At 47.4% G+C, this 11,006-nt stretch carries 14 protein-coding genes; 11 read left to right on the top strand and 3 right to left on the bottom strand.

The window, feature by feature from the left end; translation table 11 throughout:
- The first annotated feature begins 153 nt into the window (after window positions 1-153).
- The 4 genes from H8711_RS12820 (at window position 154) to H8711_RS12805 (ending at window position 1,813) form a co-directional block, all read left to right on the top strand.
- Complete coding sequence (locus H8711_RS12820) at window positions 154-555, top strand: cysteine-rich VLP domain-containing protein (protein ID WP_027643554.1); 402 nt, start codon at window positions 154-156, stop codon at window positions 553-555.
- Window positions 556-686: 131 nt separating this feature from the next.
- Window positions 687-1,277 (top strand): defense against restriction DarA-related protein, encoded by a 591-nt coding sequence (locus H8711_RS12815; protein ID WP_027643553.1) that lies wholly within the window; start codon window positions 687-689, stop codon window positions 1,275-1,277.
- A gap of 12 nt (window positions 1,278-1,289) precedes the next feature.
- Window positions 1,290-1,472, top strand: a complete 183-nt coding sequence (locus H8711_RS12810; RefSeq protein WP_027643552.1) for a DUF4316 domain-containing protein — start codon at window positions 1,290-1,292, stop codon at window positions 1,470-1,472.
- A complete protein-coding gene (locus tag H8711_RS12805; RefSeq protein WP_249283795.1) occupies window positions 1,472-1,813 on the top strand; it encodes a plasmid mobilization protein in 342 nt (113 codons plus the stop codon). Before H8711_RS12810 ends, H8711_RS12805 begins: the two co-directional genes overlap by 1 nt.
- Window positions 1,814-1,856: 43 nt before the next feature.
- On the opposite strand, the gene H8711_RS12800 is transcribed toward H8711_RS12805, so the two are convergent.
- Window positions 1,857-2,729 carry a hypothetical protein gene (locus tag H8711_RS12800; protein ID WP_009901654.1) on the bottom strand — a complete coding sequence of 291 codons (873 nt, stop codon included), beginning with the start codon at window positions 2,727-2,729 and terminating at the stop codon, window positions 1,857-1,859.
- Window positions 2,730-2,732: 3 nt separating this feature from the next.
- Window positions 2,733-2,930, bottom strand: coding sequence for a hypothetical protein (locus tag H8711_RS12795; protein WP_025992010.1), 198 nt, complete (start codon window positions 2,928-2,930; stop codon window positions 2,733-2,735).
- Between the two features lie 168 nt (window positions 2,931-3,098).
- On the opposite strand from H8711_RS12795, the gene H8711_RS12790 reads away from it, so the two are divergent.
- Window positions 3,099-3,389, top strand: a complete 291-nt coding sequence (locus tag H8711_RS12790) for a CD1845 family protein (RefSeq protein ID WP_009901657.1) — start codon at window positions 3,099-3,101, stop codon at window positions 3,387-3,389.
- Between the two features lie 94 nt (window positions 3,390-3,483).
- Window positions 3,484-4,884 carry a relaxase/mobilization nuclease domain-containing protein gene (locus H8711_RS12785; protein ID WP_430413578.1) on the top strand — a complete coding sequence of 467 codons (1,401 nt, stop codon included), beginning with the start codon at window positions 3,484-3,486 and terminating at the stop codon, window positions 4,882-4,884.
- 169 nt (window positions 4,885-5,053) lie between these two features.
- Here H8711_RS12785 and H8711_RS12780 read toward each other — a convergent pair whose 3' ends face one another.
- Entirely contained in the window at window positions 5,054-5,419 is a 366-nt protein-coding gene (locus H8711_RS12780; protein WP_027643549.1) for a helix-turn-helix transcriptional regulator, read from the bottom strand.
- A gap of 343 nt (window positions 5,420-5,762) precedes the next feature.
- Here H8711_RS12780 and H8711_RS12775 point away from each other — a divergent pair, with 343 nt between their 5' ends.
- From H8711_RS12775 to H8711_RS12755, 5 genes are all read left to right on the top strand, one after another.
- Window positions 5,763-7,424, top strand: coding sequence for an ABC-F family ATP-binding cassette domain-containing protein (locus tag H8711_RS12775; RefSeq protein ID WP_330367039.1), 1,662 nt, complete (start codon window positions 5,763-5,765; stop codon window positions 7,422-7,424).
- A 475-nt stretch (window positions 7,425-7,899) separates the two neighbouring features.
- The gene (locus tag H8711_RS12770) at window positions 7,900-8,322 is read left to right on the top strand and encodes an RNA polymerase sigma factor (RefSeq protein ID WP_027643547.1); all 423 of its coding nucleotides are present in this window, start codon (window positions 7,900-7,902) and stop codon (window positions 8,320-8,322) included.
- Window positions 8,323-8,829: 507 nt separating this feature from the next.
- Window positions 8,830-9,033 (top strand): hypothetical protein, encoded by a 204-nt coding sequence (locus tag H8711_RS12765; RefSeq protein WP_117506436.1) that lies wholly within the window; start codon window positions 8,830-8,832, stop codon window positions 9,031-9,033.
- Window positions 9,034-9,166: 133 nt separating this feature from the next.
- Window positions 9,167-9,343 carry a hypothetical protein gene (locus H8711_RS12760; RefSeq protein WP_005927581.1) on the top strand — a complete coding sequence of 59 codons (177 nt, stop codon included), beginning with the start codon at window positions 9,167-9,169 and terminating at the stop codon, window positions 9,341-9,343.
- A gap of 89 nt (window positions 9,344-9,432) precedes the next feature.
- On the top strand, window positions 9,433-10,941 hold the full coding sequence (locus tag H8711_RS12755; RefSeq protein ID WP_005927564.1) for a recombinase family protein: 1,509 nt from the start codon (window positions 9,433-9,435) through the stop codon (window positions 10,939-10,941).
- Window positions 10,942-11,006 lie beyond the last annotated feature (65 nt).

Raw genomic sequence — 11,006 nt, 5'->3', positions numbered from 1 at the left:
GAAGTACCGCACCCCGGCTGGGACAATGACGACCCTTGTAAGGGATGCCGTTATTACAAGGAGTGCAAAGGAAAGAAAAAACAGTGCCGGAAGAAGTTCCGGGCGCTGATCGTGGAGCCTCGCCCTTCGGGCCATCGTGGCCCGAAGTCCTGAATGGACGCCCGGGAGCTGACCCGTGACGAGAAGAAGGAAATCCGTTCCCTTGTCACGGGGATGTGCGCCAACTATGACCGGGAAACGGGCCTGTGCCTGCCGCTGGACTATGCCTGCTATATGCTGCACAAATGCTGGACAGGGGCATACTGCCGCTATTTCCAGGAGGCCGTCTTGCCTCTCGACCCGGAGCTTCTTGCGGCGCTGACCGTGGAAGGTATTTCCCCGGAGTTTCGGGCCTGTGCGGTCTGCGGGCGGGCATTTTTACCGGAAGGCCGTCAAGCCTATTGTTCCGACGCCTGTAAGACCGAAGGAAACCGCCGGAAAAGCCGGGAACGTATGAGGAAAATGCGGGAGAAAAGGCCGGGCGGCGGTTACGATTTGCCGCCTCCAAAGACTTGATATTCCGGGCTTTTTTGAGGGTGTTTCCGGGGCGGGAATACTGCAACCCATCCCGCCCCGTTTACTCCCTTATTTCGTAACATACCACACTTCGGGCCATGTTGGCCCGAGGTACAGAAAGGAAGTATCTCTTGGAGATTGTACAAGGCTATGCCATTTTGAAAACAACCACTTTTGACAGCGGACACGGCTTTGCGCTGGGGCATAATCCGGGAGCGCCAGACCCCTTTGTGACTTGGCAGTTTACCGAGGGCGAAAAGGGCCAGCGGGATTACTACTGGGGCCGCTATGGAAACAGTCTGGAATGGGCGCAGCGAGACTTTGATCGCCGGGTGGACGATTATCAGTACCTTTATCATGCGGCAGTCAAAAATACGGAGCTGGGCCCGGAGGGCGTTTACCGCTACTATTCCACCCAGCGCCCTGTGGACATAGGCACCTACCCGAAGTCCCCGGATAACCCGCCCCTTTCCATTGTCAACTACGATGACGACAGGCGGCGTCCTGTGGCAAATGGCAGGCTGATGGCATGGGGCGAACTGACCTATGCGAAGCCACTGACCGAAAAACAGATGGAGGACTATGAACTGAAACCCGCACCGGGCAATCCTGACCGGGCGCGCCCCTCCATTACCGCCCGGCTCAAAGATGGAGCCAGAGGGCAGGAACCCCCGAAGGAGCCCAGCCAGAAGCGGAACCATAAAAACCATGAGGAACGATAAAGGAGGATTGCCATGCACGAAAAAGACAACTATCTGAAAACCGCCGAGCTCTCCACGGAGCAGAACTGCAACATGATCAACGGCGTACCCAATAACACGCCCATCCAGCCTGCACCCCCGGAGCTGGACGCCAAGCCGCTGGACAAAGTGAAGGAGCCCAAAGAGCGCAGAAAGGGCCGGGAGCTGGAACGCTGATGGAGAACCGAAAGCGGAAAGTCCATCTGCACGTCATGGTGACGCCTGACGAGCTGGCGGCCATCCATGAGCGGATGGCCGAAGCGGGCATTTCCAACGCCGGGGCTTATGTGCGGAAGATGGCTCTGAACGGGTATATCCTGCACGTTGACCTTGAGCCCATAAAAGAATTGATCTCTCTGCAAAGACGCTGTTCCAACAATCTCAATCAGGTCGCCGTACACGCGCATACCTACGGCGTGTACCCGGAGGAAATCGACGGATTGAAACGGGACTATGAAAAGCTGTGGGGCGAGGTGTCAAAGGTGCTGCGGGAGCTCTCCGAGCTGGTACAAAAGTAGAATAGGAGGAATAAAAGTCGTACGACTTTTATCCCTCCTATTTTTATAGGTATTTTGTTTTCATCAAATCAATTATATCTTCACTACTGTATCCTTTAAGTGAAAGCTCTCTTATTTCGAGTAAATACTTTTCAAAAGTTAATTTCCCTTCAACCAGTATTCTTTTTGTTGAGGCAAAAACATTAAAAAACTCTGTGTATGACATGGTAAGGGTAGTTACTTTATCGAACATCTTCTCAATCTCGCTGGAGATATTAGGAGTTCTTGGTTGCTTGTTATAGCAGTACGCATAGAAACCGTAGTAAATTTCACAGCAAGAAATAATATCAGTTTGACAAACGCTTTTGATTAACTCGATTACATTGATAGCTTCTTCATATTCGCCGGTAATAACTTGGCGAAAGGCCAAATATCGAATGACTTCACTTTTATCCAATATAGATAGCTGATTGTATTTTGTCGTCGTGTGAGAAATAGCTTTTAGATGTTTGTAGATTCTATCATGGTCTTTGATGTCTAATTTACAAGCAGCTTGGCTTAATATTACTTCTTGCTTTGCCGCTAATCTTATAACAGAAACATAAAACACAATTACAATATATGCTAAATATAAAATGACAAATAAAGTAATATTGGCCTTTTCCCAATCAATTGAGTAAATCGTTAGTACGCCTAATACAAAGCTGAGTGTTGTTTCAGAAAAGCTTTTTGTGCTGACATAAATACCTATCGAAATTAAAAGGATAAGTAATCCTAACAAGTATGTAGTAGAAAATCCTTCTGACAGGTAGCTTCGTATACCTAAATCTACTAAATAAATTAACACCAAAAAAAGGACAGGCATTTTCTTAAATAGCACTTGAACCAAATTTTTTAGTGCCCGAAACGCTTCAAATAAACTTCTGCTTTTTTTCAAGCCTTATCCCCCCTTTTTTGGAAAATTATCCATAAGTATCTTAAACACTTCTGGTCCTGATATACCATATTTGTTTCCAATGTTCCATAACTCTGTTTGAAGCTTTTCAAAGGAAATATCAAATGGTATATCACCTAATTTGTTCATCATAATTTTGCAGTCCATTAAAATCAACTGCTTTTGTGATTCTCGCACATCCATCACCCCTCTCTCGCACACTGATTATACAATATTCTTTCTGATGAAACAATGGCTTTTAACCATGATGGCCCGAGCCTCCGGGACAGGTTTCGCTATTTATTCGCAACATTTATGTCCCTAGGCAGGCATGGTAAAATGAAAATAGAAAAGATAAAGGAGGTTTTGAAGATGAAGATACTGCTGAAAATATTGGTCGCTCCCTTTGCTTTGGCGCTGTCCCTTCTGGCGGCTCTGCTGGTGTTCCTATTTGATATTTGTGCCGTCCTGCTGACGATTGCCTCTGTGATCCTAGCGGTGCTGGGTGTCGCTCTTTTTTTCACGCCGACACCCATAGGCGGGATTGTATTTCTGTTTCTTGCTTTCCTTCTTTCGCCGTATGGATTGCAAGCGGCGGCTGGCTCCCTTCTTTGGGCGCTGGACGGAGGCAAATCCGCTCTGTATCGGTTTCTGGCAAGTTAAACAGCTTCGGGCCATGATGGCCCGAAGTCGGGGCGGTCTGAATGGGTTGCCCTTTTCTCATGGAAAGGAGGGATGATTTCTGGCTACCACAACTTTGTTACAACGCCATGCGGGTGAAGGCGAAACGATTGCCGAGGCCATCCGGGATTGTCTGGACTATGGCAAGGACCCGGAGAAAACAGAAAGCGGAAAGTATATCTCCGCTTATGAATGTGATCCGGCCACCGTGGCGGACGAGTTCCTGTTGGCAAAGGCCAGCTATGCCGCTATGACGGGCCGGGAACAGAAGAAAGAAAATGATGTGCTGTGCTATCAGATACGACACTCCTTCTATCCGGGCGAGATTACCCCGAAGGAGGCAAACCGTATCGGCTATGAGCTGGCTATGCGCTGGACGAAGGGGCGGCACGCTTTTATCGTTACCACACATACCGACAAGCAGCACATCCATTGTCACATTTATTACAACTCCACCACTCTTGACTGCACCCGGAAATTCCGAAATTTTTGGGGCTCCAGCTTTGCCCTCCGTAGGCTCTCTGACAGGCTGTGTCTTGAAAACGGGCTGTCCATTGTGGAGAACCCGAAGCCCCGGAGCAAGGGTAAGTATCGGAATTATGGAGAATGGCAGAAAGAACGAAAAGGGCCGCTTTCCTATCAGGACAGGCTGCGCCTTGCCATTGATACTGCGCTGGCGGAACGCCCCGCTGATCTGGACGAATTTCTCAATCTGATGAAGCGGGCCGGATATGAGGTCAAGACGGTTCGGGGCGGCGGTATCAGTTTCCGGCTGACCGGGCAGGGACAGGAACGCTTTACCCGTCTGCGAGCCTCCACGCTGGGGGACGGCTACGACTTGCAAGATGTTCTGGCCGCCATTGAGGGCAAAGAAAAACGCCCCGGGCGCTCGGAGCGGAAAATCAGTCTGGCGGTGGATATTCAAGCAAAGCTGGCTGCCGGTAAGGGGCCGGGATATGAACGCTGGGCGAAGGTATTTAACATTAAGCAGATGGCCGCCGCTCTTGCCTATATACAAGACAATGGCCTGACCGATTATGAGCAGTTGGCGCAGAAAGCCACCGAGGCGGCAGACCGTTTCCATGCTATTTCCGAACAGGTCAAGCAGACGGAACAGGCCATGAAAACCAATGCCGGGCTAAAGGCCGCAACGGTTCAGTATGCCAAAACCCGCCCAGTCTTTGAGCGGTATAAGGCGACGAAGTACAGCCGGAAATTCCTTGCGGAGCATGAGGCCGACCTTGAACTGTACCGGGCTGCACAAGCGGAAATGCGCTCTCTGCTGGGCGGGGCAAAGCTCCCCAAAATGGATGTGCTGAAGGAAGAAGGCCGTAAGCTCACAGCAAAGAAAAAACAGCTCTATGGAGAATATCAAAAGGCACGACGGGATATGCAGGAGATCGTCACGATCAAGGCGAACATTGATACTCTGCTGGGCTACACCGAGCCGGGCAGAAAGCATGAAAAGGAGCGTTGAGATTATGAAAACAAGGAGCAAAGCGACGCTGACACTTCGGGCCATGTTGGCCCGAAGATACGGGTTTGGGGCGAGCCCCAACAAGCCGCCTTTGTGCCACTTGTGGCCACAGAGGCATTGCTTGCCACTTAGCGGCACCCCCGAAAATGGCGCAAAAAAACAGAGGCCCTTATTCTGGAACCTCCGTTTCTCTGGCTTTCTTGAGCCCTTCGGCTGTGGCCTCCATGACAACAAGCTCTTTCTCGTTCATGGAGTTTAGGAGCACATCAATATGCTTTCTGCAAAGACTTTCCTGTTCGCCTCCGTCCGTATGAATAAACTGGTCAACCGAAATGTCAAACATGGTAATGAGCTTTACAAAAAGGTTGAAACTCGGATACTGTCCTTTGTTCTCGATATTCATAATGGTACGGGAGTCACGGTCTACCAATTCCGCAACATAGGCTTGCGTCCAGCCCTTTTCCTCTCTGGCTTTTTTCAGAGCCAGCCCGAGCCCATGAAAGTCAAACTTTCTTTCAGTTTGGTTCATTCTCATATCACCCTATATCATTGTACATTTCGGGTTAGATTATGAGAATGTAATGAAATTTGATGTAAAGTAGTATTTTATTTCAAGAGTTCTTATTTCGAAAAATTGACAAAGAGGGAGAATCGTGTTATTATTAAAAAAAGTTTATCTCCAAAGGAGAGCAAAATATGAATTTTCATTTAACAGATCAACGCAAAAAGAAAATCAACTCTGTACAATCCATTCCGATGAAACATTGTGCAGAGTATAGCGTATAAAGAGCGCATTTAGATTTCATCGGGAAGCCAAGGGGGTATTCTACCCATTTTATTGTGTTGGCTTTCCGTGTGATTAAAATGTGTGCGAGGCTATGGACAATGTTTTGTCCATAGCCTTTTGTTTTTGCGTTACCATGCCAAAGGCAGAAGGCAGATACCGTTGCGTATCTTTGCTTTCTGCCTTTTCTTTTTTCAAATATATTAAGAAAGGTTTTTTAAAAATGAGCTTATTAGAAATTGAAGGACTAACACATTCTTTTGGTGAAAACCTGCTTTACAAAAATGCAGGATTTACACTGAACAAAGGGGAACACATTGGGATTGTCGGACAGAACGGAACCGGCAAAAGCACCCTGATTAAAATTTGCACAGAACAGATTATACCTGATAACGGCCGCATTATTTGGCAACCGAATATTACGATTGGCTACTTAGATCAGTATGCAGAAATCGACCATACGCTCACAATGAAAGAGTTCTTAAAATCAGCTTTTGCGAAACTGTTTGAGATAGAAGCACAAGCCATGCAACTATATGAAAAGGCTGCCGATGGAGATATGAAAAGTCTGGAACTTGCTGCCTACTATCAGGAGTATCTTGAAACACATGACTTCTATTCCATTGATACTGCAATCGAGCGTGTTGCAAATGGTCTGGGGCTGCTTGCGATTGGTCTTGACCGCCCTATCATCGAAATGAGTGGCGGCCAGCGAGCAAAAGTGATTTTGGCAAAACTACTGCTTGAAAAACCAGATGTATTGCTATTAGACGAGCCAACAAATTTTCTTGATAAAGACCATGTTGCATGGCTGGCAGAATACCTATCTTCTTTAGAAAACGCTTTTTTAGTTGTTTCCCATGATTTTGAGTTTTTAGACAAAATTGCAAATCGTATTTGCGATATAGATAATGACACAATAACAAAGTATTACGGCACTTATTCTGAATTTCTGCAAAAAAAGACACTGCTGCGTGAAGATTACATTCGTCAATACTCAGCACAACAAAAGGAGATTAAAAGAACAGAGGAGTTTATCAGGAAAAATATCGCTGGACGAAAAGCGAAAATGGCAAGAGGGCGGCAAAAACAGCTTGATCGAATGGACAAAATGGAAGCTTTGGAACAGAAAGAGATTATCCCCCATTTTCATTTTCCTGTTTTACCGCTGACAAATACGGAGCATTTACAGGTCAAACACCTGGCAGTTGGGTATCACTATCCAGTTCTATTGGATATTGATTTTAGTATTAAGGGCGGTCAAAAAGTTGTTATCACCGGCTTTAATGGAATTGGGAAGTCCACTTTGCTCAAGACTTTAATTGGGCAAATCCCGTCCATGCAAGGTCATTTCAAATTTTCCGATCAAGTTGCCCTTGGATATTTTGAGCAGGACTTGATATGGGATGAACCTGAACAGACACCAATTCAAATTGTTTCCAATGTCCATCCCGATATGGTAATAAAGGATGTTCGGAAACATTTAGCTCGGTGTGGGATTTCCAGTAAACATGCGATGCAAGCTATTGGAACATTAAGTGGAGGTGAGCAGGCCAAAGTGAAAATGTGCTTGCTAACACTGACCCCTTGCAATTTTCTGATTATGGATGAACCTACAAATCATCTGGATGTTCAGGCAAAGGATGCACTGAAATCAGCTCTTATGGATTTTAATGGTACGGTGTTGCTTGTATCACATGAAGAAGCATTTTACCGTGATTGGACACAACGGATTATTAACATTGAGAAAAGATAAAAAACAGTGAAAACATTATGAAAACTCCTGCCCGCCTGACGGGAAAAGAAAAAAACCGTTGCTGGGCAGGTTGATTTGGTGCGCTTAAATTACTTATTTCAGTGGCGGTTCAGATTAGAGCCGCCGCTTCTTTTCCCCAAAAAACCAACGACGACCCAGCACACCATGTAATCAACACGGCGGCCATAGGAGGATGCTGCCGTGTCTATTTTTCTCTTTCACAGTCTCCATAAACTGCACCAATTAAAAAAAGTATAGTCCCACCTCCGGGTTATTCCGGCTATGTATGCGAAATTTGTTGGAACCTTAACTATTATGTCATTACATGCGTCCGTGTGGCTTCATGCCGCCCGGGCGCTTTTGTGTTCTTATGGGGCTGCTTCGGGTCATGTTGGCCCGAAGTCATTCCCCGGTGTCGCTCCCCGCCGCCTTCGTTTCGGTCACTCGTCAACCAACAACCGAAACGGAGGTCAATATGGCTATTATCAATTTGCGGGACTATTACCCATTCTATACATCAGATTGCTTCATGGAAGTATCGGAAGAAGTTGCAGAAATGTTCAAAGAATTTGATCGTAAAGAGGCTGCCTACCGGCTGCGTACATACCGCCACAAAGCCTACTATTCCCTTGATCGGGATGATGGGCTGGAGCATGAGGCTGTCTTTGTCGCACTTTCGCCCCATGAGCTGTACGAGCGAAAAGTTACCATGCAGGAACTTCACGCAGCGATTGCCAGTCTGCCGGACAAACAGGCAAAACGGATTTATGCTCATTTCATTCTCGGCATGACCAAACAGGACATTGCCCGGGCAGAGGGCGTCCATGAAAAAGTGGTTCGTGTCGCAATCGAGCGAGGTCTGCGGCGCTTAGAAAAAATTTTGAAAATTTCTTTGTAAGGCGTACCGATTTAGGCCGGAAAATGAAATGGCTTATGAGAGGTAAAACACTTCGGGTCACAATGGCCCGAGGTTCAGACAAGCCTCATGCAGATTGAAAATTGAATAAAAAGACACCCGGATACGAAGGGGAACGCGCTGTGTGACAGACCCGCCATGACCTCGGATTTCAGAGAATACAGTCTTTGTAAAACTGAGCGAGCGAACAGGTCCATGCCATAGGTGGGGCAAGGCTGGCTCCACCGGAACAGGTGCAGGCCCCGGATACTTGCGTTTAGTCACAGTCCGAGCGTTGAAGCGGCCTTGCAAGCCGTGAGCCGTCGCAGGCAATGAGAACGCCTTGCCATCAGAATGGGGAGAGTTGAAATACTATGGGGCATGAAGCCTATGTCCGTCCGGTGTGTCTGAAATGAAGTGAAAACCTATGGGGAGCCCCCGGCAATGCTGTCTGATGATAGGCCAACCGATCCGGCGCGGCTCCCCATCTTTTCAAAAAAGGAGCACTTTATGGGAAATGCGTTTGGAATGATCCCCGGCTTGGAACCGGACGAATGGAGCAATGACGCTTGCCGTGGTTATGTCATTATGGCAATGGAGAACTGCGGATTTTCAAAGAAGGATATACGGCGTGTTGTGGGGCAGCTTTATGAAGTATTTGACCTCAACAGCGTGGAGGACGCCAAAGAAAAGTACCATTCCAGTCCTTACTGACCTCGGGCCACATCGACCCGAAGTGGAGAAAACTCAAAGGGCGGCACCTGCCGGGTGCCGTCTTTTGACATTTCCCCACGGGACAAGTGGGAAAGGCTGGCATATACACGCACTTTCGCAAAGGAGGTTTTCAATGACGCAAGCTGTCACTTATGAACGAGAAACAAAGTCTGTCGCATTTCAAGGGAAGATCATTGTGCTGGAAAGCCTCACGCCGGTACTTCCCCCGAAGGAGAAAGCACAGCGCAAAAAAGAAATTGAGCGTTGTCTTTACGAGGTGTTCAGCAAATATGGAGACAGATTTCCCTAATCATTCGCAACATTGTTGTCCGGGGCTGCTGATGGTATAATATAGTTGTAAGGTTGGTAGCTCCATTCCAACAAGGAAAGGAGCCCAATATGGAATTTATCAGAGAAGATTGTATTTACGCAAGACAGTCAGTAGACCGCAAGGACAGTATCAGCATTGAAAGTCAAATCGACTTTTGCAAGTATGAATTGAAAGGTGGGAGCTGCCGGGTATTCAAGGACAAAGGCTATTCCGGTAAGAACACGGACAGGCCGGAGTTTCAAAAGCTGCTGGGCGAGATCCGCAAGGGAAAGGTTCGGCGGGTCATCGTGTACAAGCTGGACCGTATAAGCCGCTCTATTCTGGACTTTGCAACGATGATGGAGCTGTTTCAAGAGTACGATGTGGAGTTTGTATCCTCCACGGAAAAGTTTGATACTTCGACACCGATGGGCCGGGCCATGCTGAATATCTGCATTGTATTCGCCCAGCTTGAACGTGAGACAATTCAGAAGCGTGTCACAGACGCCTACTATTCACGGTGCCTGAAAGGCTTTCACATGAGCGGACAGGCGCCATACGGTTATCAGTTAGAGCCTACTGTGGTAGAGGGTATCCGCACAAAGAAAATGGTTGCCGACCCCGTAGCCGCCGACCATGTTCGGCTGATGTTTGAAATGTACGCTGAACCGGAAACCTCCTTCGGAGATATTACCCGATACTTCGAGGAACATGACATAAAAATTTATGGCAAATCCATGTTCCGTACATTTCTTTCCCAGCTTTTAAGAAACCCGGTTTACGCACAGGCCGATTTGGAGCTGTACGAATTTTTCAAGAGCCAGGGCGCAGCGATTGTCAATGACGCTTCTGACTTTGCCGGAACAAACGGCTGCTATCTCTATCAGGGGCGGGATGTGAAGGAGGACAAGGACAGGTGCTTAAAAGACCAGATACTTGTTATCGCTCCCCATGAAGCACTCATTTCCTCTGACACATGGCTGAAATGCCGGAAAAAACTTATGGCAAATACCACCTTCCAACAGGGACGGAAACCGAAGAACACTTGGCTGGCCGGAAAAATCAAATGCGGTCATTGTGGGTATGCGCTGAAAGCCACCCATGTACCAAACAGCACCGGGTATTTCCGCTGTACCAAACGGACGGAAAATAAAGGCTGTCCGGGCTGCGGGAAAATCCGCAAAGAAGAATTTGAGCAATTCATTTTCTCGGCCATGCAGGAGAAATTCAAAGACTTTCAGATACTCCACGGCAGGGAGGAAAAAGTCAATCCGAAACTGACAGCCTATCAAGTGGAACTGGCACAGGTGGAGGCAGAAATTGAAAAGCTGCTGGATACGCTGACCGGAGCCAATGCGACCTTACTTGCCTACGCTAACAAAAAAATTGAAGAACTGGACACCCGACGCCAGACTATTTCAAAGGCAATCGCCGAATTGAGTGTTGAAACCATATCGCCCCAGCAGATAAAGAAGTTGTCCTATTATCTCGACAACTGGGACAGCATAGATTTTGACGACAAAAGAAAAGCTGCCGATGGTTTGATCTCTACGATCAAGGCCACCAGCGACCGTGTTCAGATAGAGTGGAAAATCTGATACTTCCACTCTATCGACCCTCATTTCTATTTTATCTCGTTTGTACCCCTTGTACACCGATGTTT

The organism is Ligaoa zhengdingensis (genome assembly GCF_014384885.1).
GTDB classification, from domain to species: Bacteria; Bacillota; Clostridia; order Oscillospirales; family Ruminococcaceae; genus Ligaoa; species Ligaoa zhengdingensis.
This window is presented reverse-complemented; position numbering and strand designations above follow the sequence as displayed.